The 21,022-nt window shown below is 63.4% G+C and carries 25 protein-coding genes and 1 tRNA gene; 12 read left to right on the top strand and 14 right to left on the bottom strand.

Translation table 11 applies throughout. The annotated features are described in order from the left end of the window. Positions 1 to 69: 69 nt before the first annotated feature. Together raiA and ptsN are read left to right on the top strand one after the other, a co-directional pair. Complete coding sequence (raiA, locus tag IVA80_RS04445; RefSeq protein WP_247425975.1) at positions 70 to 669, top strand: ribosome-associated translation inhibitor RaiA; 600 nt, start codon at positions 70 to 72, stop codon at positions 667 to 669. A gap of 221 nt (positions 670 to 890) precedes the next feature. Continuing rightward, a complete protein-coding gene (ptsN, locus tag IVA80_RS04440) occupies positions 891 to 1,352 on the top strand; it encodes a PTS IIA-like nitrogen regulatory protein PtsN (RefSeq protein ID WP_011083550.1) in 462 nt (153 codons plus the stop codon). A gap of 15 nt (positions 1,353 to 1,367) precedes the next feature. Here ptsN and IVA80_RS04435 read toward each other — a convergent pair whose 3' ends face one another. The 10 genes from IVA80_RS04435 to IVA80_RS04390 form a co-directional block, all read right to left on the bottom strand. Further along, positions 1,368 to 1,862 carry a type II toxin-antitoxin system VapC family toxin gene (locus tag IVA80_RS04435; RefSeq protein WP_247425973.1) on the bottom strand — a complete coding sequence of 165 codons (495 nt, stop codon included), beginning with the start codon at positions 1,860 to 1,862 and terminating at the stop codon, positions 1,368 to 1,370. After that, complete coding sequence (locus IVA80_RS04430; protein ID WP_247425971.1) at positions 1,859 to 2,158, bottom strand: type II toxin-antitoxin system Phd/YefM family antitoxin; 300 nt, start codon at positions 2,156 to 2,158, stop codon at positions 1,859 to 1,861. The genes IVA80_RS04435 and IVA80_RS04430 overlap by 4 nt, the downstream gene beginning before the upstream one ends. A gap of 125 nt (positions 2,159 to 2,283) precedes the next feature. Beyond that, a complete protein-coding gene (locus IVA80_RS04425) occupies positions 2,284 to 2,556 on the bottom strand; it encodes a DUF1150 domain-containing protein (RefSeq protein ID WP_247425969.1) in 273 nt (90 codons plus the stop codon). Between the two features lie 51 nt (positions 2,557 to 2,607). After that, positions 2,608 to 3,033, bottom strand: coding sequence for an Hsp20 family protein (locus IVA80_RS04420; RefSeq protein WP_027566176.1), 426 nt, complete (start codon positions 3,031 to 3,033; stop codon positions 2,608 to 2,610). 249 nt (positions 3,034 to 3,282) lie between these two features. After that, complete coding sequence (locus IVA80_RS04415) at positions 3,283 to 4,365, bottom strand: sn-glycerol-3-phosphate import ATP-binding protein UgpC (RefSeq protein WP_247425967.1); 1,083 nt, start codon at positions 4,363 to 4,365, stop codon at positions 3,283 to 3,285. Positions 4,366 to 4,473: 108 nt separating this feature from the next. After that, complete coding sequence (gene ugpE / locus IVA80_RS04410; RefSeq protein ID WP_247425965.1) at positions 4,474 to 5,322, bottom strand: sn-glycerol-3-phosphate ABC transporter permease UgpE; 849 nt, start codon at positions 5,320 to 5,322, stop codon at positions 4,474 to 4,476. Further along, positions 5,322 to 6,203 (bottom strand): sn-glycerol-3-phosphate ABC transporter permease UgpA, encoded by an 882-nt coding sequence (gene ugpA, locus IVA80_RS04405; RefSeq protein WP_247425963.1) that lies wholly within the window; start codon positions 6,201 to 6,203, stop codon positions 5,322 to 5,324. The genes ugpE and ugpA overlap by 1 nt, the downstream gene beginning before the upstream one ends. A gap of 48 nt (positions 6,204 to 6,251) precedes the next feature. Beyond that, positions 6,252 to 7,568, bottom strand: coding sequence for a sn-glycerol-3-phosphate ABC transporter substrate-binding protein UgpB (gene ugpB / locus IVA80_RS04400; protein ID WP_247425962.1), 1,317 nt, complete (start codon positions 7,566 to 7,568; stop codon positions 6,252 to 6,254). Positions 7,569 to 7,993: 425 nt separating this feature from the next. Then, positions 7,994 to 9,199, bottom strand: coding sequence for a CaiB/BaiF CoA-transferase family protein (locus tag IVA80_RS04395; protein ID WP_247425960.1), 1,206 nt, complete (start codon positions 9,197 to 9,199; stop codon positions 7,994 to 7,996). A gap of 153 nt (positions 9,200 to 9,352) precedes the next feature. Then, positions 9,353 to 9,778: an organic hydroperoxide resistance protein gene (locus IVA80_RS04390; RefSeq protein WP_247425958.1), complete on the bottom strand. Its 426-nt coding sequence runs from the start codon at positions 9,776 to 9,778 to the stop codon at positions 9,353 to 9,355. A gap of 151 nt (positions 9,779 to 9,929) precedes the next feature. On the opposite strand from IVA80_RS04390, the gene IVA80_RS04385 reads away from it, so the two are divergent. After that, positions 9,930 to 10,391, top strand: coding sequence for a MarR family transcriptional regulator (locus IVA80_RS04385; RefSeq protein WP_247425996.1), 462 nt, complete (start codon positions 9,930 to 9,932; stop codon positions 10,389 to 10,391). 12 nt (positions 10,392 to 10,403) lie between these two features. Here the strand turns inward: IVA80_RS04385 and IVA80_RS04380 are convergent, their stop codons facing one another. The 3 genes from IVA80_RS04380 to IVA80_RS04370 all read right to left on the bottom strand — a co-directional run bounded on the left by IVA80_RS04380 (position 10,404) and on the right by IVA80_RS04370 (position 11,329). Further along, complete coding sequence (locus tag IVA80_RS04380) at positions 10,404 to 10,646, bottom strand: GIY-YIG nuclease family protein (RefSeq protein WP_247425956.1); 243 nt, start codon at positions 10,644 to 10,646, stop codon at positions 10,404 to 10,406. A 133-nt stretch (positions 10,647 to 10,779) separates the two neighbouring features. After that, positions 10,780 to 10,855: transfer RNA gene (locus tag IVA80_RS04375), tRNA-Ala, on the bottom strand. 66 nt (positions 10,856 to 10,921) lie between these two features. Then, complete coding sequence (locus IVA80_RS04370; RefSeq protein ID WP_247425954.1) at positions 10,922 to 11,329, bottom strand: TIGR02300 family protein; 408 nt, start codon at positions 11,327 to 11,329, stop codon at positions 10,922 to 10,924. 160 nt (positions 11,330 to 11,489) lie between these two features. Between IVA80_RS04370 and aroA the strand changes: the two genes are divergently transcribed. From aroA to trpB, 8 genes are all read left to right on the top strand, one after another. Further along, the gene (gene aroA / locus IVA80_RS04365; RefSeq protein WP_247425952.1) at positions 11,490 to 12,827 is read left to right on the top strand and encodes a 3-phosphoshikimate 1-carboxyvinyltransferase; all 1,338 of its coding nucleotides are present in this window, start codon (positions 11,490 to 11,492) and stop codon (positions 12,825 to 12,827) included. Next, a complete protein-coding gene (cmk, locus tag IVA80_RS04360; RefSeq protein ID WP_247425950.1) occupies positions 12,824 to 13,462 on the top strand; it encodes a (d)CMP kinase in 639 nt (212 codons plus the stop codon). The genes aroA and cmk overlap by 4 nt, the downstream gene beginning before the upstream one ends. 266 nt (positions 13,463 to 13,728) lie before the next feature. Next, positions 13,729 to 15,438, top strand: coding sequence for a 30S ribosomal protein S1 (gene rpsA / locus IVA80_RS04355; protein ID WP_247425948.1), 1,710 nt, complete (start codon positions 13,729 to 13,731; stop codon positions 15,436 to 15,438). Positions 15,439 to 15,706: 268 nt separating this feature from the next. Beyond that, positions 15,707 to 16,687 carry a signal peptide peptidase SppA gene (sppA, locus tag IVA80_RS04350; RefSeq protein ID WP_247425946.1) on the top strand — a complete coding sequence of 327 codons (981 nt, stop codon included), beginning with the start codon at positions 15,707 to 15,709 and terminating at the stop codon, positions 16,685 to 16,687. A gap of 171 nt (positions 16,688 to 16,858) precedes the next feature. After that, positions 16,859 to 17,164, top strand: a complete 306-nt coding sequence (locus tag IVA80_RS04345; protein ID WP_007598410.1) for an integration host factor subunit beta — start codon at positions 16,859 to 16,861, stop codon at positions 17,162 to 17,164. 70 nt (positions 17,165 to 17,234) lie between these two features. After that, positions 17,235 to 17,627, top strand: a complete 393-nt coding sequence (locus tag IVA80_RS04340) for a lipopolysaccharide assembly protein LapA domain-containing protein (protein WP_247425944.1) — start codon at positions 17,235 to 17,237, stop codon at positions 17,625 to 17,627. A gap of 67 nt (positions 17,628 to 17,694) precedes the next feature. Then, entirely contained in the window at positions 17,695 to 18,354 is a 660-nt protein-coding gene (locus IVA80_RS04335; protein ID WP_247425942.1) for a phosphoribosylanthranilate isomerase, read from the top strand. Further along, positions 18,351 to 19,568, top strand: coding sequence for a tryptophan synthase subunit beta (gene trpB / locus IVA80_RS04330; RefSeq protein WP_247425940.1), 1,218 nt, complete (start codon positions 18,351 to 18,353; stop codon positions 19,566 to 19,568). The genes IVA80_RS04335 and trpB overlap by 4 nt, the downstream gene beginning before the upstream one ends. Before the next feature lie 79 nt (positions 19,569 to 19,647). Here the strand turns inward: trpB and IVA80_RS04325 are convergent, their stop codons facing one another. Then, a complete protein-coding gene (locus tag IVA80_RS04325) occupies positions 19,648 to 19,992 on the bottom strand; it encodes a DUF559 domain-containing protein (RefSeq protein WP_247425938.1) in 345 nt (114 codons plus the stop codon). Between the two features lie 72 nt (positions 19,993 to 20,064). Between IVA80_RS04325 and trpA the strand changes: the two genes are divergently transcribed. After that, positions 20,065 to 20,901, top strand: a complete 837-nt coding sequence (trpA, locus tag IVA80_RS04320) for a tryptophan synthase subunit alpha (protein ID WP_247425936.1) — start codon at positions 20,065 to 20,067, stop codon at positions 20,899 to 20,901. Positions 20,902 to 21,022 lie beyond the last annotated feature (121 nt).

The following is a 21,022-nucleotide window of genomic DNA, read 5'->3' as shown; positions in this document are numbered from 1 at the left end:
TCGCGCTACTCTCATCGCCCTTTTCGCGGCCGGATCCAAGCTAGGCACCCAAACCAAGCGAGGCATCACATGACTCTTCGGATTTCGGGCAAGAGCGTCAGCGTCGGCGAGGCCCTGCGCGGCCGCGTTGCCGAGCGGACTGAAGAGGTCCTGCGCAAATATTTCGACGGCAATTATTCCGGTCACATCACGCTCAGCAAGGATGGCTTCGGCTTCCGCACCGACTGCGCCCTGCATCTTGATTCGGGAATTACGCTCGAGGCCGATTCGAACGCGCCCGACGCCTATGCCAGCGCCGACCAGGCGCTCGTGATGATCGAGAAGCGGCTCAAGCGCTACAAGAGCCGGCTCAAGGATCGCTCGGCCCGCAAGGCTCATGTCGCCTCCGCCGCTCTCGCCGCCATGGATGCCACGAGCTACGTGCTGGAGGCGCCGGGCGAGGGTGAGGACGAGGACGAAGTCACCGGCTACAGCCCCGTCATCATCGCCGAGGCCACCACCTCGCTGAAGCAGCTGTCGGTCAGCGAGGCCGTCATGGAACTCGACCTTAGCGGAGCGCCTTGCCTGGTGTTCCAGCACGGCTCCAGCGGCCGGGTGAACATCATTTACCGCCGGGCCGACGGCAATGTCGGCTGGATCGACCCGCCGGGGGCCAAACCGGACGGTTGAGGACGGAACCTGGGCTCCCGTATCAACCGCAGCCTCTAACAATGACCGGGGCAAAGCCGCACGCGGGAGTTGGCACCGGGATTGCGTTGGAGTAGAAGCGCCCCACATCAGGATCGGGCTAAGTCCCCCTCTTGCTTCACCTTCTTGACGCCGGCCCGGCGTGGTTTGACCAAGCTGGCCAATTCGGAACCTGACGGTTTAATTCACCTCGGAAACCTTTCATGCCGATTACCGATCTGGTCGCGCCCGAGGCGATTCTCCCGGCATTGAAGGTCAACAGCAAGAAGCAGGCGCTTCAGGAACTCGCGGCCAAGGCGGCCGAGTTGACCGGACAGAACGAACGCGCGGTGTTCGAGGTGCTGCTCCAGCGTGAGAAGCTCGGCACCACTGCGGTCGGTTACGGCGTCGCCATTCCCCACGGCAAGCTGCCCAAGCTGGAAAAGATCTTTGGCCTGTTCGCCCGCCTTGATCGTCCGATCGATTTCGAATCGATGGACGGCCAGCCGGTGGATCTGGTCTTCCTGCTACTGGCGCCTGAAGGCGCCGGCGCCGACCACCTCAAGGCGCTGGCCCGCATCGCCCGCCTGCTGCGCGACCAGGACATCGCCAAGAAGCTCCGCGCCTCCCGCGACGCCCAGGCGATCTACTCGGTGCTCGCACTGCCGCCGGCAACTGCGGCTTAAGCCGACCTGCTTCCGTCATAGGCTAGAGATTGCTTCGAGGGTCACGGGTGATCGCATACGCGTTTCATTGCCGTCACGATAGAACCTCTGTGTCCATGGATTAAATACTGGCACGCGCGCCTCTACGAATTCGTCGATGTCGCGTGTGACCACCGCCAGATCTTGCAGAGCTGCGATGGCTGCAATGAATAGATCCGGTTGACCGAACGTGTGGCCGCGCTTGCGACCCTCAACGATCATCGCCTTCCACCGCACGATCGCCTCTTCCGTGATGGCAAGGACTCGCCTCGCAAACAATGGTCGGACCGTGTTTTCCAACCATGATCGAAGATCGGCGCGCCGGGCAGCATCGGACAATTGTTCGATGCCATAGACGATCTCCGCGATCGTTACGTCGCTAACGTAGAGTTCCTCTCCTCTTTGGCTCGCGACGAAATCTATCACGTCAGGATTGGGCTCGGGCCTACGTAGCTCTGAAACGACGTTGGTATCGAGCAGCCAGCCCCTCAAAGCTCGACATCCCGAACGTTGGACTTGACCGTCAGGCGCTCAAATTCCACGTCCGCTAACGGGGACTTCGCAAAGGCCGTCACGATATCGCGACCGCTCACGGGGCGCTGAAGGCGATCGAATTCTTCTGCGGCAACGATAACTGCGGCATCTTTACCGTGCAGCGTAACTCGTTGTGGTCCCGTGCGTTGGGCCTCCCTGACGATTTGACTCAGGTGAGTTTTCGCATCTTGAAGGCTCCATCGCCGGGAACTGGAGCCACTTTTTTTCGAAGAAGGACGCTTTGCGGTGGTCATGCCATCTCCGCTAGTCGAAACAACCAGAATTTAGCATATCCGAATTTGAACGCCAAAGCAAAACGGGCATGCCTTCATGTGAAGGCATGCCCGCTTGAAACTCTACTGATGCTATGCGCGCGCGCTCAGTGCACGCTCACCGCTTGCAGCTCGTTGCTCCAGGCGTTGGCGATCGCGGCTTCGCGGCTGTCGGTCAGCATGATCGGCGTGCCGTCGGCGGCGTGGAGTGCGAAGAGCTTGAGGCCCGGCGCAATTTTCGGCGCTTCCGGAAACAGGCCCGGCACGTCCTCGGAACGGATCTGCTTCACATAGGCGATATGACCTTCGCCGAGGGTTGCCAGCGTCTCGGGTGAGACATTCTGGGCTTCGTATTCGAACGCAACATGACCTTCACTCATGGTCTCGACTCCTCTCTCGAAACTAAGCGGTCGAGTCCGCTACTCGTTCCATTATTCGTGCTCATTGATAGCGATTGTCTTAACGATCCTCTCCGGTTCCGGCCGGGCAAGATCGATCGCCAGCAATCCGTTTTTCAGATCCGCACCCAGCACCAGCATCCCCTCCGCCAGCACGAAAGTGCGCTGGAAGTGGCGCGCGGCGATGCCGCGATGGATGTACTGCCGGGACTTGTCGTCCTGCTGCCGCCCGCGGATTACGAGCTGGTTTTCCTCAATGGTTACATCGAGTTGGTCGCGGGTGAATCCGGCGACCGCCAGCGTGATGCGCAAGCGCTCGGGCTGGCCCTCCGATCGGTCGCACCTCTCGATATTGTAGGGAGGATAACCGTCGGCGCCTTTGACGACACGATCGAGCACGCGCTCAATCTCGTCGAAGCCCAGCAGGAACGGACTGGAAAGCGTGGGAACACGAGACATAGTTTACAAAGTCCTCTCGAAGCGACTTTGGCATTTCAGGGCCCGTAGCGGCACCCCTTGGTCAGCAATATGGGCATATCCCCCTGTGGGTTCAAGGAGGTAGCTGGGGGAGCTGTGGATTCGACAGCTCCGCTGTAGCCGAGCCCGACCACCACCGAGTTTGCGGGGGATTTATCTCAACGAAATCAAACTCCCCGCTACTGTGCATGGGGTTGTTTTCGCGCTTCTTATTTAGGCGCGCGGAACCGGTCAGGCCCCTAACCGCGTCCGCCCGTCGCCGCTGAACAGATGCAGTTTTGCGCGCACCGCCGCGACGCGGATTTTTTGGCCGATCGGCGGCGCCACGGAGCCGGGAATGCGGACGATGACCTCGCCCGGCGGCAGCTCGCCGGGCGTCGCGGCGACGCGCTGCTCGTCCTGGGCCCGCGTGCCGTAGACGAAGGTTTCAGCGCCGACGCGCTCGATCGCTTCCACCGTGAGCGGCAGCGCGATGCCGCCGGCCGGGGTCTGGTCGGTGATGACGAAATCTTCCGGGCGGATGCCGAGAATGCCGGCCTCGCCTGCGCCCCCGAGCTGCGATTTGATTTCATCGGCGCGCGTCGACATCAGATTCATCGGCGGCGCGCCGATGAAGGAGGCGACGAAGGTGGTCGCCGGCTTCTCGTAGATCGCCAGCGGATTGCCGACCTGCTCGACCTGGCCGCCATTCATCACCACGAGGACGTCGGCGAGCGTCATCGCCTCGAGCTGATCGTGGGTGACGTAGATCGAGGTCGTGTTGAGCCGGCGCTGCAGCTTGCGGATCTCGACCCGCATCGCGATGCGCAGCTTGGCGTCGAGATTGGAGAGCGGCTCGTCGAACAAAAATACTTTTGGCTGGCGCACGATGGCGCGGCCCATGGCGACGCGCTGGCGCTGGCCGCCGGAAAGCTGGCGCGGCTTGCGCTCAAGCATCGGCGTGAGCTCGAGCACGCGCGCAGCTTCGTCGACGCGCGTCTTGACCTCGGCCTCTTTCATGCCGCGGTTGCGCAGGCCGTAAGCCATGTTGTTGAAGACGCTCATATGCGGATAGAGCGCGTAGTTCTGGAACACCATCGCGATGTCGCGATCGGCGGGCTCGACCTGGTTGACGATCCGGCCACCGATATCGATCTCGCCGCCGGTGACGGTTTCGAGCCCTGCGACCATGCGCAGCAATGTCGACTTGCCGCAGCCGGAGGGGCCGACCAGCACGCAGAACTGGCCGTCGCCGACATCGACGTCGACGCCCTTGATGGCCTCGAAGCCGCCGGGATAGGTCTTGCGCACGTTGCGCAGGGTGACGTTAGCCATGGATTGCACCGGCGAATAGCGAGTAGGGAATGGCGAATGGGGATTGGTTGGGACGCAAGGCAGATGCAGCGACCCCATTCGCTACTCGCCATTCGCTATTCGCCATCTTCACTTTTCCGTCTCGACCAGTCCGCGCACGAACAATTTCTGCATGGCGACGACGACGAACACCGGCGGCAGCATCGCCAGCACGGCGGTCGCCATCACGATCGGCCATTCGGTCAGCGCGTCGGTGGTGGTGATCATCTTGCGGATGCCGACCTGGATGGTCTGCATGTCGTCGCGCGTGGTGATCAGCAGCGGCCAGAGATATTGGTTCCAGCCGAGGATGAAGAGGATCACGAACAGCGCCGCCATGTTGGTGCGCGACAGCGGCAGCAGCGTGTCCCAGAAGAAGCGCAAGGGGCCGGCGCCGTCGATGCGCGAGGCTTCCAGCAGCTCGTCCGGCACGGTCATGAAGAACTGGCGGAACAGCAGCGTCGCAGTGGCCGAGGCGATCAGTGGTAGCGACAGGCCCGCATAGCTGTCGAGCATGTGCAAATCGGCGACGATCTTGTAGGTGGGATAGATGCGGACCTCGACCGGCAGCATCAACGTGATGAAGATGATCCAGAAGATCGGCATCCGGAACGGAAAGCGGAAATAGACGATCGCATAGGCCGAGATGATCGAGATCGCGATCTTGCCGACCGCGATCAGGAGCGCCATCACCAGCGAGTTCAGCATCATGTTGCCGACGGGCTCGCGGGTCGAACCGCTCGTGCCGACAAAGATGGTCTGATAGTAGACCTCGAAGAAATGGCCGCCCGGCAGCAACGACATCTGCCCGTTGGCGATCAGCGCGTTGTCCTGGGTCGAGGCGATGATCGCGATGTAGACGGGGAAGGCGACGATCGCGATCCCGATCCACAGGATGATGTGAGCGACGTAGCGCCGGAAGCCCTCTTCCTCGACCATCAGTAGGTCACCTTGCGTTCGACGAAGCGGAACTGGATTCCCGTCAGCACGATCACCATGACCATCAGGATCACCGATTGCGCCGCCGAGCTGCCGAGATTGCCGCCGAGCAGGCCGTCGGAATAGACCTTGTAGACCAGCGTGACCGTCGACGTTCCGGGCCCGCCGCGGGTCATGGTATCGATGATGCCGAAAGTGTCGAAGAAGGCGTAGACGATGTTGACGACCAGCAGGAAGAAGATCGTCGGCGACAGCAGCGGGAAGGTCACGGTCCAGAACCGGCGCATCGGACGTGCGCCGTCGATGGCGGCGGCCTCGAACACGCTTTTGGGGATGGCTTGCAGGCCGGCGAGGAAGAACAGGAAATTGTAGGAGATCTGCTTCCAGGCGGCGGCGAGGATGATCAGCGCTGCGGCCTGGTCGCCGTCGAGCAGCGGATTCCAGTCGACGCCGAGGCCGCGCAGATAGCGCGAGAGCACGCCGAGCGAGGGATGCAGCATGAAGATCCAGAGCACGCCGACCACGGGCGGGGCCACCGCATAGGGCCAGATCAGCAGCGTGCGGTAGAGCATCGAGCCGCGCAGCGGTTTGTCGGCCATGACCGCGAGCAGCAGCGCGAAGGACAGCGACGACACCGCGATGGCGAACGAGAAGAAGAAGGTCCGGACGATCGCCTCGAAATAGGAGGGGTCCCTGAACAGGTCGATGTAGTTCTCGAACCAGACAAACGTCGTCGACAGACCGAAGGCGTCCTGGAGCAGGAAGGACTGGATCACCGCCTGCAGGGCCGGCCAGTAGAAGAAAATCAGGACGATCGCGAGCTGCGGCGCAACCAGCGCATATGGCAATAATCTCGACTGGAAAATGGCTTGCTTTTGCATGATGTCAGCAGAGCGGCAGGCCGGGTTACCGGCCTGCCGCTCATCGCCTCACTTGACGGCGGTCTTTTCGAACTGGCGCAGCATGGTGTTGCCGCGTTCGACGGCGGCATCGAGCGCCTGCTTGGCGGTCTTCTTGCCGGCCAGCGCCTGCTCGATCTCTTCCGACCAGACGTCACGCAGCTGAACCATGTTGCCGAGGCGCAGGCCGCGCGAATTCTCGGTCGGCTCCTTGTTGGTCAGCTCGAGCAGCGGGGTCTCGAGATAGGGCTGATCCTTGTAGAAGCCGTCGGCCTTCGCCTTGGCGTAGGCCGCCTTGGTGATCGGCAGATAGCCCGAGGCCTTGTGGATGTAGACCTGGCGATCGGTGTCCGAGAGGAAGGTCAGGAATTTTGCGACGCCCTTGTATTCCGCTGCCGGCTTGCCGCCCATGACCCAGAGCGAGGCGCCGCCGATGATCGAGTTCTGCGGCGCGCCCTTGACGTCCGGATAGTAAGGCATCGGCACGGCGGTGAAGTTGAACTTGGCCTGCGCCTTGACGTTGCCGAAGAACGCCGACGAGGTCAGATAGATCGGGCATTCGCCGGAGGTGAAGCGGCCTTCGCCGGTGTTGGTGCGGCCGGCATAGTCGTAAGTCTTGGTCTTCTGGAGTTCGACCAGGGTTTCAAGATGCTTGACCTGGAGCGGGCCGTTGAACTCCAGCACGGTGTCGAAGCCATCGAGACCGTTGGCCTTGCTGGCGAGCGGCACGTTGTGCCAGGCGGAGAGTTGCTCGAGATTGACCCAGGTGACCCAGGAGCCGGAGAAGCCGCAGGTGTCATGACCCGCAGCCTTCAGCTTCTTGGCGGCCTCGAACGTTTCGGGCCAGGTCTTGGGAATCTCGACATTCGCCTTCTTGAGTTCGTCGAGGTTGACCCACATGACGGTCGACGACGAGTTGAAGGGGAAGGACAGCATCTCGCCCTTCGAGGTCGAGTAGTAGCCGGTGATGGCGGGCAGGTAGATCTTGGGATCGAACTTTTCGCCGGCCTCGGCCATCAGCTTGTAGACGGGCTTCACCGCGCCGGTCGCAGCCATCATGGTCGCGGTGCCGACTTCGAACACCTGCATGATGTGCGGGGCGTTGCCGGCGCGGAACGCGGCGATGCCGGCGTTCATCGTATCGGGATAGTTGCCCTTGTAGGTCGGGATCACCTTGTAGTCGGCCTGCGACGCGTTGAAGTCGGTGGCGAGCTTGACAATGACGTCATTGTTGGCGCCGGTCATCGCGTGCCACCACTGGATTTCGGTCACGGCCCACGCCGGCGAGGCCGACATTCCAACCGTGAGTGCAACAGCAGCAGCCGCTCCAAAGTGTCGTAGAGCCATCAAGTAATCCTCCCTTGGCCGTCAAAATGATCGCTTGCGCTAGCAGCGACGTATGACGTTCACATGACTGTGTAAGCGGCCGAAACGAAAGCGGCAAGCGCTGGAAAAGGGAAGCAGGCAAATAGGCGAATGCGGAGCGGGCAGGTTTCTTCGTTCGCGGTGCAGCATTCGGGAGTGATGGGCTGGGTCGCGGCGTCGTCAGCAGAATAGCGCGAGGCAGACGCTCGGCCCGCGGGCTCCAAAACCTCTCCCGCTTGCGGGAGAGGTCGGCGCAACGCGCCGGGTGAGGGCTCTCTCCTCTTGGGGAGTCTCACTGCGGAGGCACCCTCTCCCCAACCCTCTCCCGCAAGCGGGAGAGGGAGCGCACCTTCCTTGCGGCGCGTGTCAGTTCAATCGCGTCACGTCTCAGTGCTTGTCAGTGCTTGTCAGCGCTTGCGCTCGGGCCCGCAGACGGTGCCCGTCTCGACCATCGCGTCGATCTCGGCCTTGGAGTAGCCGAACTCGCCCAGAACCTCCTGGGCGTGCTCGCTGAATTTCGGCGGCAGACGGCGCAGGCTCGGCTTGCTGCGATCGAGGCGGACCGGCGAGGCCACGCCCTTGTACCAGTCCTTCTCGATAATATCGCCGCGGGCGATCGTGTGCGGGTTCGTCAACGCCTGGTCGATCTTCTGCACGGGGCCTGCGGGCAGGCCCGCGGCGAGCAGGCGATTGCACAGCGGCTCGGCCTCGTGCTGGCTGAACACAGCGGCGAGCTCGGCCCGCAGCGCCTCGCGATTGGCGATGCGGTCCTTGTTGCGGGCAAAGCGCGGATCGGTGCCGAGCTCGGGCTTGCCGATCTCCTTGGCAAGCTTGCGGAAGGTGCCGTCATTGCCGACGCCGATGAAGATGTTGTCGGTCTTGGTCGGGAAGATCGCATAGGGCACGAGGTTGGGGTGCTCGTTGCCGGTGAGGCTGGGCGGCTTGCCATGCATGAAATAGTTCGCGGTGTGCGGATGCATGATGGCAAGGCCGGTCTCGTACAGCGTCGTCTCCAGGAACTGGCCCTGGCCCGAACGCTGCCGCTCCGACAGCGCCATCAGGATGCCGATCGCCGCATAGAGGCCGGTGGTGATGTCGACCAGCGGCACGCCGATCCGCATCGGCCCGCTCTCGGGCGAACCGGTCGCCGCGATCATGCCGGTCATGGCCTGGATGATGGCGTCATAGCCGGGATTGCCGCCGCGCGGACCGTCGGCGCCGAAGCCGCAGATCCGGCAATGCACGAGGCGCGGAAATTTCTCGCGCAGCACCTCGTTGCCGATACCCCATTTCTCCAGCGTGCCCGGCTTGAAATTCTCGATCAGGACGTCGGCGCTCTCCAGCATCTTGAGCAGCACGAGGCGGCCGCCCTCGGAAGCGAGATCGAGGCCGATCGATCGCTTGTTGCGGTTGATGCCGATGAAATAGGCCGCGTCTTCCTCGTGGAAGGGAGGGCCCCAGTCGCGCACCTCGTCGCCGGCGGGCGGCTCGACCTTGATCACGTCGGCGCCGTGGTCGGCGAGAATCTGGGTGCAGTAGGGACCGCCGAGCACGCGCGTGAGATCGATGACGCGCAGTCCGCTCATTGCGCCCAATACGGCTTCAGAACTCATGCCTTCGCTTCCTTGTGTCGACGTGCGATCACAGGCCTAGCGAGGTTCGTCCACGCCAGCAATGGCTTGTTGCGTGGGGCCGTATGCGCTGCCGCGCAATCCGGAAGCGGCCGGCTCGAGGGGGATCCCGGGCCGGCCAATCCTGCCTTCCGATCAGACGATGGTCAGGCGAACGTCGACATTGCCGCGGGTGGCGTTGGAATAGGGGCACACCTGGTGCGCCTTCTCGACCAGCGCCTCGGCTTCCGCACGGGGAAGGCCCGGCAGCGAGACGGCAAGGTCGATGTCGAGGCCGAAGCCGCCGGCCGCGCGCGGGCCGATACCGACGGTCGAGGTGACGGAGGCGTCAGCCGGGACCTTCGGTCCGCCCTGCGAGGCCACGAACTTCATCGCGCCGATGAAGCAGGCGGCATAGCCGGCCGCAAACAGCTGCTCGGGATTGTTGCCGGCGCCGCCTCCGCCGCCGAGCTCCTTCGGCGTGGTGAGCTTGACGTCGAGCGCGCCGTCGAGGGTCGCGGCATGGCCGTCGCGGCCGCCGGTGGCTTTTGCGCTGGTCTTGTAGAGGACATTCACGGACATTTTCGTCTCCTCAGGTCTTCGGGTTGGAGTGCAGCCTGTATTTCAAACAATTAGATTGTGCACAATCGAAATTGTGATGCCTCACATTTAATTGTTCGCAATTGAATGTGCCGCCGTCCGGCCCCAGAATAGGCAAATGCTGAGGTTCTTCATGGCTCGAAAACTATCGGCGGCGGACGCGCCGCTTCGCCTCGACAACCAGATCTGCTTTGCGGTCTATTCCGCCGCGCATGCCTTCAACCGGGTCTACAAGCCGCTGCTGGACCGGCTCGGCCTGACCTATCCGCAATATCTGGTGATGCTGGTGCTGTGGGAGCGCGACGACGTGCCGGTCAAGGACATCGGTGAAAAGCTGTTCCTGGATTCGGGCACGCTGACGCCGCTCTTGAAGCGGCTCGAGGCCGCCCATCTGGTCAAGCGCACGCGCTCCAGCGAGGACGAGCGTCAGGTGCTGATCGCGCTGACGTCGCAGGGCCATGCGCTGAAGGACAAGGCACGCAGCGTGCCGCAGTCGGTCCTGGCGGCGTCGGACTGCTCGGTGTCGGAACTGGTTGCGATGAAAGACGAGATCGTCGCGTTGCGCGACCGGCTCAATGCGGTGATCGGGGAGTAGGGGCGGCTTCGCCTAGGACAGCCGCTTCTTCGTGAAGGCGCGACCGGAGTGAGACTTCAGATACGCCTCAAACGCGAGCGCCTTATGCTTGTCGGGGAATGCGCAGTACCAGATTAGCGTCCAAGGCTTGAACTTGGCGGTATGGCTGGATTTTCCGACATTATGTTCCGAAATCCGCCGCTTCAAATCTGCTGTGGCCCCAACATATTCCTGCTCGGGGAATTCGATGCTGCGGAGGATGTAGACGTACCACATTGACGGCCATCGCCTGGGTAGTCACTGGGCGGATATCACCAGTCCGTCTTCGCCCTTCGGGCTCCGCCGGACACCACACTTCACCCTCCGGGCTCTGCGCGGCTGCGCCACGCGTAGCCCGAAGGGCGAAGCGTGGTGGAGCCAGGCGGGATCGAACCGCCGACCTCTTGCATGCCATGCAAGCGCTCTCCCAGCTGAGCTATGGCCCCTTAACCGTTCGACGCGCTGTGGGCAGCGCGCCGGGAAAGACCCAGAACCACAGTTCTGGAATTATCTCAAGTCTCTTCATCACCTCCGACATCACCAATGATGTCGGTCACGTCCTCATCGCCCTCTTCGTCGTCGGGGATGAAAGTCGAATCATCGTCGTCATCGTCCTCGATGGTCTCGTCAACCTCGATATCGTCCTCCGATTCGGGCACGACGGCTTTCACCTTGCCGGTGTTCTCCTCGGCATCGGCCTCTTCGAGCGAGACCTCCTCGACCTCCGCCGGCTCCGGCGCGGTGTCGGCGGCTGGTGCATGCCGGGGTTCGGCGCCGCGTGTCGCGCGGGCCGGCGCCACGGGTGCGATCGGCACCACCTCGCCGGTATAGGGCGAGATCACCGGAGTCTTGTTGAGATCATAGAACTTCTTGCCCGTGGTCGGGCAAATACGTTTGGTTCCGAGTTCGGACTTGGCCACGGCAGAGGAATCCTGGGAATGTCTGAAAAGCGGTGTTTCACTTGGCTAGTTGGCGGCCCGCTGTCAATAGCGCATTACAGAGGAACGACATGCCCGTGACGGCGGGGAGACCATGTGGTACCTGCGCGCGAGCCTGAAAGGCGGATCCAAGGACACAATCTTGACTCATTCCGACAAGCCGACGCCGCTGCAGTCGCGCGCAAGCGGTCCCCTGACGGGGAAAGTGCGGGTGCCCGGAGACAAGTCGATCTCCCACCGCGCCCTCATCCTGGGCGCGCTCGCGGTCGGCGAGACCTGGATTTCGGGCCTGCTGGAAGGCGAGGACGTGCTCAACACCGCCAAGTCCATGCAGGCGCTGGGCGCCGGGGTCGAACGCACCGGCGATTTCGCCTGGAAGGTGAACGGCGTGGGCGTCGCCGGCTTCGCCGAGCCCAGGGCGCGGCTTGATTTCGGCAACTCCGGCACCGGCTGCCGGCTCGTCATGGGCGCTGTTGCCGGCTGCCCGATCTCGGCGGTTTTCGACGGCGATGCCTCGCTGCGCAGCCGTCCCATGCGCCGGATCCTCGATCCGCTCGAGAAGATGGGCGCCAAAGTGCTGTCCGGCGGCGAGAGTGGCCGTCTGCCGCTGACCATCCAGGGCGCGCGCGATCCACTGCCGATCACCTACAAGACCCCGGTCGCCTCGGCCCAGATCAAATCGGCCGTGCTGCTGGCCGGCCTGGCCGCGCCGGGTACCACGACCGTGATCGAGAGCGAGGCCAGCCGCGACCACACCGAGCTGATGCTGAAGCATTTTGGTGCCGACATTACCTCGATGCAGGAAGGTCGGCACGGCCGCCGCATCACGCTGGTGGGTCAGCCTGAGCTGCATGGCGCCACTGTCGTGGTGCCCGCCGATCCCTCCTCGGCAGCGTTCCCGATCGTTGCGGCGTTGATCGTCGAAGGCTCGGATGTCGTCCTGCCCGACCTCATGACCAACCCGCTGCGCACCGGCCTGTTCACCACACTGCGCGAAATGGGCGCCTCGATCGAAGAAAGCGACGTGCGCGGCGATGCCGGCGAGCCGATGGCGCAGCTGCGCGTGCGCGCCTCGAAGCTGCGCGGCGTCGAGGTGCCGCCGGAGCGCGCGCCCTCGATGATTGACGAATATCTGGTGCTGGCCGTGGCGGCCTCCTTCGCCGAAGGCACGACCATCATGCGCGGCCTGCAAGAGCTGCGCGTCAAGGAATCCGATCGCCTTGAGGCCACCGCCGCCATGCTCCGCGTCAACGGCGTGAAAGTCGAAATCTCCGGCGACGATCTGATCGTCGAAGGCCGCGGCCACGTCCCCGGCGGCGGCGTTGTGGCCACGCACATGGACCATCGTATCGCGATGTCCGCGCTGGTGATGGGCTGCGCCTCCGACCAGCCCGTGACCGTCGACGACACCGCGTTCATCGCCACCAGTTTTCCGGATTTCATTCCGATGATGCGTTCGCTGGGGGCCGCGTTTTCATGATCATCGCCATCGATGGACCCGCGGCCTCCGGCAAGGGGACGCTCGGCAAGCGCCTCGCCCATCATTACGGCTATCGTCATCTCGATACCGGGGTGATTTATCGCGCTGTGGCTTACGCCCTGATGCAGTCCGGCCACGATCTCCGCGACGAGGCGGCCGCGGTCGCGGCGGCGCTGGAACTCGATCCCGAAAAATTCGGCAATCCCGCCCTGAAGACCCAGAAGGTCGGCGAGGGCGCCTCGATCGTCTCGGCGATCCCGAGGGTTCGCGAGGTCCTGGTCAATTTTCAGCGGCAATTCGCCGCCGATCCCCCCGGGGCCGTGCTCGACGGCCGGGACATTGGAACCGTGATCTGCCCGCATGCCAACGTAAAAATCTTCGTCGTCGCCGACCCCAGGGTCCGCGCCCACCGCCGGACCATGGAAGCCAAGGCGAGGGGCGAGGAGGCGGACGAGGCGGCCGTGCTTGCCGACATCATCCAGCGCGATGAACGCGACAAGAACCGGTCGATTGCGCCCTTGAAACCGGCCTCGGATGCTTACTTGCTAGATAACTCCCAACTGGATATAGAAGGTGGCGTCCGGGCCGCCATCGACATTATCGAGGCCGTCCGAGCGGGCCGGTCGCGGGGTTAAGCCGCAGCCGTCATTGGAGGAAGCGCCCGCTCCCGCTCTTTGAGGTCGATAACCCCCGGTCCCCTGTTTGGGCCCGGCGCGATCCAGGCTCCGGACAAAGATTTCCACGTATCGAACGCGCGGGCCTCAGCCGGCCCGCTTCCGCTGTTCCGCCTCCGGGCTGAGCAACGAGCGGTCGCTCGAAGGTCTTGCGGACCTTCCGACACTGCGCGTGCGATGCGCCCATGAACCCAACGGCCGGCACGACATCCGCAACTGGAGAACAAATGGCTTCGATTTCTGCTGATACCTACAGCCCGTCGCGCGACGATTTCGCCGCGATGCTCGACGAGTCCTTCGCAGGTGGCAGCCTGCAGGAGAGCTCCGTCGTCAAGGGCAAGGTGGTTGCAATTGAAAAGGACATGGCCGTCATCGACGTCGGCCTGAAGACCGAGGGCCGCGTCGCCCTGCGCGAATTTTCCGGCCCCGGCCGTGACAGCGAGATCAAGGTCGGCGACGAGGTGGAAGTGTTCCTCGATCGCATCGAGAACGCCCTCGGCGAAGCCGTGCTGTCGCGCGACAAGGCGCGCCGCGAAGAGAGCTGGGGCAAGCTGGAGAAGGCGTTCCAGGGCAACGAGAAGGTCAACGGCGTCATCTTCAACCAGGTCAAGGGTGGCTTCACCGTCGACCTCGACGGTGCCGTGGCCTTCCTGCCGCGCTCGCAGGTCGACATCCGTCCGATCCGCGACGTTGCGCCGCTGATGAACAACTCGCAGCCGTTCCAGATCCTGAAGATGGACCGCCGCCGCGGCAACATCGTCGTGTCCCGCCGCACCGTGCTGGAAGAGACCCGCGCCGAGCAGCGCCAGGAGCTGGTGCAGAACCTCGAAGAGGGTCAGGTCATCGACGGCGTGGTCAAGAACATCACCGATTACGGTGCGTTCGTTGATCTCGGCGGCATCGACGGCCTGCTGCACGTCACCGACATCGCGTGGCGCCGCGTCAACCATCCGACCGAGGTGCTCTCGATCGGCCAGACCGTGAAGGTCAAGATCATCAAGATCAACCACGAGACGCACCGCATCTCGCTGGGCATGAAGCAGCTGCTGGACGATCCGTGGCAGGGCATCGAAGCCAAGTACCCGCTGGGTGCCCGCTTCACCGGCCGCGTCACCAACATCACCGACTACGGTGCGTTCGTCGAGCTCGAGCCGGGCATCGAAGGCCTGATCCACGTCTCCGAGATGTCGTGGACCAAGAAGAACATGCACCCCGGCAAGATCGTTTCGACCTCGCAGGAAGTCGAAGTGCAGGTGCTGGAGGTCGATTCCGTCAAGCGCCGCATTTCGCTCGGCCTCAAGCAGACCATGCGCAACCCCTGGGAGGTCTTCGTCGAAGGTCACCCGACCGGTTCGACGATCGAAGGCGAGGTCAAGAACAAGACCGAGTTCGGTCTGTTCCTGGGTCTCGAGGGCGATGTCGACGGCATGGTCCACCTCTCCGACCTCGACTGGAAGCTTCCGGGCGAGCAGGTGATCGACAACTACAAGAAGGGCGACGTGGTGAAAGCCGTGGTGCTCGATGTGGACGTCGAGAAGGAGCGTATCTCGCTCGGCATCAAGCAGCTCGAAGGCGACCCATTCGCCGAGCCGGGCGATGTCAAGAAGGGCGCAGTCGTCACCTGCGAAGTGCTCGAAGTGAAGGAAAGCGGTATCGAGGTGAAGATCACCGGGACCGATTTCTCGACCTTCATCAAGCGCTCGGAGCTTGCGCGTGACCGCAACGACCAGCGCACCGAACGCTTCGCCGTCGGCGAGAAGGTCGATGCCCGCGTGATCCAGTTCGACAAGAAGGCCCGCAAGGTCCAGGTGTCGATCAAGGCGCTCGAAGTCGCCGAAGAGAAGGAAGCCATCGCGCAGTACGGCTCCTCCGATTCGGGTGCGACGCTCGGCGACATTCTCGGCACCGCGCTCAAGAACCGCGGCGACAACAAGTAAGCGGAACGCTGGTTTCGCTGAGATCAAAGCCCCGGCGAAAGCCGGGGCTTTTTTCCTTTTTGCTGCGGCGGTAGCCCGGATGGAGCGCAGCGCAATCCGGGAAGTCTTTTTGTAACGCGACGACCCTGGATTGCGCTACGCTCCATCCAGGCTACGCGGCTATCGGCCTTGTTTTCTTCAAATTGCGCCGCATTTGATGTATCCAGATAAGCCGATGGTCACGCTGTGACGGCACAACGCGCCCAGCCTTTCATTTGGAGATATCTAGATGTCGCTCGATTCGGACGTCATCGTCGATCGCCGCAGGATACGTCGCAAGCTGACGTTCTGGCGCGTGATGGCCGCGCTGATCGCAATCGCGGCGATTGCGGGCTTCGCGCTGGTTGCGACACCCGGTGCGCGCGGCACGTTCGCATCCGCCGGCTCGATCGCGCGGGTCCAGATCGACGGGCTGATCCGCAGCGACTCCGATCGCACGCAGGCGTTGGAGCGCCTGGAGAATTCGCAGGCCGCCGCCGTCATCATTCACATCAACTCGCCGGGCGGCACCACCGCAGGCTCCGAGCAGTTATATGACTCGCTTGTACGGCTGAAGGCGAAGAAGCCGCTCGTCATCGTGGTCGAAGGCCTCGCCGCCTCCGGCGGCTATATCGGGGCGATTGCCAGCGATCACATCATCGCCCAGCAGAGCTCGCTGGTCGGCTCGATCGGCGTGCTGTTCCAGTATCCCAACGTCTCCGAGCTCTTGAAGACCATCGGCGTCAAGGTCGAGGAGGTGAAATCCTCGCCGCTGAAGGCCGCCCCCAATGGCTACGAGCCGACCAGCCCCGAGGCGCGCGCCGCGCTCGATGCCCTGGTGAAGGATTCCTATGCCTGGTTCAAGGGATTGGTGAAGGAACGCCGTGGCATGGATGACACGCAGCTCGAAAAAGTCGCCGATGGCCGCGTCTTCACCGGGCGCCAGGCGATCGATCTCAAGCTGATCGACCAGATTGGCGACGAGAAGACCGCCGTGACTTGGCTGGTCGAGCAGAAGGGCGTCAAGAAGGACCTCCCCGTCCGCGATTACAAGCTCCAGCCCCGCTTCGGCGATCTGCCGTTCCTCAAGACGGCGGCCGCCGTGACGCTGGAAGCGCTTGGTTTAGGCTCGATTGCGCATCAGATCGGGCAAACCGGCGTCGTGCAGGCCGTTGATCGGTTCGGAATGGATGGAATGCTGGCGCTATGGCAGCCGGCCGCGTCAAATTGACGGATCCAAGCGAGCGTCCGGGGCTTTTCCCGTCTGGCGGGTACAGGGGCAGTCCGCTTTTTCGGCATTTGTCACCTACTTTCACGACGCTCAACCTTGATTTAGCGTCTTGACAGATCACGGTATTTTCACGGAAATGGTCGTCCGCACGCTCCCGGGTCCTATCTCTCGATGATCAAATCCGAACTTGTTCAGCGTATCGCCGAGCACAACCCGCATCTGTACCAGCGGGATGTCGAGAACATTGTGAATGCGATTCTCGAAGAGATCGTAGCGGCTCTCGCGCGCGGTGATCGCGTCGAGTTGCGCGGCTTCGGTGCCTTCTCGGTCAAGCATCGCCCTGCGCGCGCAGGGCGCAATCCGCGCACCGGCGCCCATGTGCCCGTCGATCAGAAGAGCGTTCCGTTCTTCAAGACCGGCAAGGAAATGCGCGAACGGCTGAACCGGGACCATCCGGATCCCGGCGCGCCAGACTGAGGCCGGCGTCAGGGTTTCCCGCGGTCGCAGCGATGCGGCCGGAAGCTTGATTCAAGGCGAGCGAAGGCAGATGCGAAAGTTCCTGACCGCGCTGATCGTGATTCCGCTGGGCCTGATCCTGGTGACCTTCGCCGTCGCCAACCGGCATTTCGTCACAGTCTCCTTCGATCCCTTCGTTTCGAACGACCCGTCATTGTCAGTGACGTTGCCACTGTTCCTGCTTCTCATCCTGACGGCTGCATTCGGCGTCCTGGTCGGCGGCTGCGCCGTCTGGTTCGGCCAGCGGCACTGGCGGCGCGCGGCGCGCCGGAATGATGCGGACGCGCGGGCTGCCAAGGCCGAACTGGCCGATCTGCGGGCCCAGGCGGCCGCAGCAAAACCTGAGTCCCGGCGCCTCCCCGTCTCCTCCGGGGCGGGCCTTTACGGGCCTATCGGGCGAGACAAGCAGCGCGCGACGTTGTAGAAGCGGCCGCAACCGAAAACCCTGTTTTCCCGGCCGCGGGCTTGCGGCCTTCACCTGCTTTGAGACCATGTCCCTGCTCGTTAAAATCTGCGGCCTGTCCACGCGCGAGACGCTCGAAGCAGCGCTCGACGCCGGCGCCGATATGGTGGGGTTCGTATTTTTTCCGCCGTCGCCCCGGCATCTGGCGCTGGAAACCGGGCGCGACCTCGGCCGTCAGGTGAAGCGGCGCGCGCTCAAGGTCGCGCTCACGGTCGATGCCGATGACGCGACGCTCGACAACATCATGGACGCGCTGTCGCCGGACATTTTCCAGCTCCACGGCAAGGAGAGCGTGGCACGGCTGCGCGACATCAAGCAGCGGTTCGGCCGCCCGGTGATGAAAGTCGTGCCGGTCGCAACCGCCGCCGATCTCGCCGTGCTGCCTGGCTACACCGCGGTCGCCGACCGCATCCTGTTCGATGCGCGCGCGCCGAAGGATGCGACCCGGCCCGGCGGCCTTGGTGCCCCCTTCAACTGGCATCTGCTCGAAAATCTCGATCTGAAATTGCCCTACATGGTCTCGGGCGGGCTTCACGCCGACAATGTTGCGGAAGCGCTTCGCGTCACCGTCGCCGGCGGCGTCGACGTGTCCTCCGGCGTCGAGAGCGCCGCCGGCGTCAAGGATCCCGAGATGATCAAGGCCTTCATTCGCGCCGCGCGCGCCACCCAAGAGTTGAGCGTTCGATGAACATCGCCAAGCCAAATTCCTATCGCAGTGGTCCCGACGAGCGCGGCCATTTCGGCATCTTCGGCGGCCGCTTCGTGGCCGAAACCCTGATGCCGCTGATCCTGGATCTGGAGAAGGCCTACACCGCGGCCAAGGCCGATCCGGCATTCCAGGCCGAGATGAACGGCTATCTCAAGAACTATGTCGGCCGGCCCTCGCCGCTGTATTTCGCCGAGCGCCTGACCGAACATCTCGGCGGCGCCAAGATCTATCTGAAGCGCGAAGAGCTCAACCACACCGGCTCGCACAAGGTGAACAACGTGCTCGGCCAGATCATGCTGGCGCGGCGCATGGGCAAGAAGCGCATCATCGCCGAGACCGGCGCCGGGCAGCATGGTGTCGCCACCGCGACGCTGTGCGCGCGGTTCGGGCTGGAATGCATCGTTTACATGGGCGCCGTCGATGTCGAACGGCAGCAACCCAACGTCATCCGCATGGAGATGCTGGGCGCCAAGGTGATGCCGGTGCAGTCGGGTACGCGCACGCTGAAGGACGCCATGAACGAGGCGTTGCGCGACTGGGTTACCAACGTGCACAACACGTTCTATTGCATCGGCACGGTGGCGGGTCCGCATCCCTATCCGACTCTGGTGCGCGACTTCCAGTCGATCATCGGCAACGAGACCAAGGCGCAGATGCAGGAGGTCGAAGGCCGCCTGCCGGATTCGCTGGTCGCCTGCATCGGCGGCGGCTCGAATGCGATGGGCCTGTTCCATCCGTTCCTCGACGATTCCACCGTCGAAATCTTCGGCGTCGAAGCTGCGGGCCATGGGCTGACGCAGCTGCATGCGGCCTCGATCGCGGGCGGCCGTCCCGGCGTTCTCCACGGCAACCGCACCTATCTGCTGATGGATGCGGACGGCCAGATTCAGGACGCGCATTCGATCTCGGCCGGCCTCGATTATCCCGGCATCGGACCCGAGCATTCCTGGCTGCACGAGGTCGGCCGCGTCAATTATCTCTCCGCGACCGATGACGAGGCGCTCGCAGCATTCCAATTGCTGTCGCGGCTGGAAGGCATCATCCCCGCGCTCGAGCCAGCTCATGCCATCGCCAAGGTGATGGAGCTCGCGCCGAAGCGGCCGAAAGATCACCTGATGGTCGTCAATCTCTCCGGCCGCGGCGACAAGGACGTCCCGCAGGTCGGCGACATCCTGAAGGGCAAGAGCAAGTGAGGCGAGGTTCGCTCTTTCTTCACCTCTCCCCGTCGGGGAGAGGTCGGCTGCGACGCAGCCGGGTGAGGGGTCTTTCCACTCACTCGAACCTGAGCGAGGTGACGATCAACTCGAGGACACCCTCGAGATTTTCGTGCTTGTCGGTATTCGAGACTCGAACGAGGAGAAAGCCGCAAGCTTCGAGCACTTCGGTCCGACGTTTGTCTCGATCGAGCTCCGACGGGGTGGAATGCGTCATGCCGTCGACCTCGATGATCAGTTTTCCGTCGAGCGTTACGAAATCAACGACGTACCGGTCGATCGGGTGCTGTCGGCGAAACTTCCATCGGGCAAGCTGCCAATTCCGCAGCGCCTGCCAAAGCTTCGCTTCGGCGCTTGTTTGTGATTCGCGGAGTCTTCGCGATTTGGACTTGAACCTCTCCATCCCCCTCACCCGGCTGCTTCGCAGCCGACCTCTCCCCGCAGGGGAGAGGTATAGCACGGCGGCCGCGAAACCATGACCACGCGTATCGACTCCCGTTTTGCCGAGCTGAAGAAAGCGGGCCGCTCGGCCTTCGTCACCTTCCTGATGGCCGGCGATCCCGATCCCGCGACCTCGCTCGAGATCATCAAGGCGCTGCCGAAGGCGGGCGCCGACGTGATCGAGATCGGCATGCCCTTCACCGATCCGATGGCCGATGGGCCGTCGATCCAGGCCGCCGGTCTGCGCGCACTCAAGGCCGGCATGACGTTGAAGAAAACGCTGGAGCTCGTGCGCGGCTTCCGCAAGGACGACAACGCAACGCCGATCGTGCTGATGGGCTACTACAATCCGATCTACATCTATGGCGTCGACAAATTCCTGGTCGATGCCAAGAGTGCCGGCGTCGACGGGCTCATCATCGTCGACCTGCCGCCGGAGGAAGACGACGAGCTCTGCCTGCCGGCGATGAAGGCCGGCCTCAACTTCATTCGCCTGGCGACGCCGACGACCGACGACAAGCGTCTGCCGGCCGTGCTCGCCAACACGTCGGGCTTCGTGTACTACGTCTCGATCACCGGCATCACCGGTGCGGCGGCTGCGGACTCAACGGCCGTGAGCGAGGCGATAGCCCGCATCAAGCGGCACACAGACCTGCCGGTCTGCGTCGGCTTCGGCATCCGTACGCCGGAGACCGCCCGCGCCATCGCGTCGCACGCCAATGGCGCGGTCGTCGGCACCGCGCTGGTCGATGCCCTCAGGAACAGTCTCGATGCGGAAGGGCGGGCGACCGCCAAAACGGTCAACGCCGTGGCTGAATTGGCGGCCTCCTTGGCCCAGGGCGTCAAGGGCGCGCAACAGGCGGCGGAATAAGCCATAGTTCCGCTGCCAAGGCGGACGACACGGCGGACGACACGGCGGCTTGCTGGGCAGAGGCCCGGCCGCCATATACCCCTTCAGGCGATCCCCTGCGCGGGATCGCACATCGGAGCAA

Origin of the sequence: Bradyrhizobium sp. 139, assembly GCF_023074175.1 — a bacterium.
In the GTDB taxonomy this organism is placed as follows: domain Bacteria; phylum Pseudomonadota; class Alphaproteobacteria; order Rhizobiales; family Xanthobacteraceae; genus Bradyrhizobium.
Note: the sequence above shows the minus strand (reverse complement) of the source record. Positions and strands in the feature narration are given on the sequence as shown.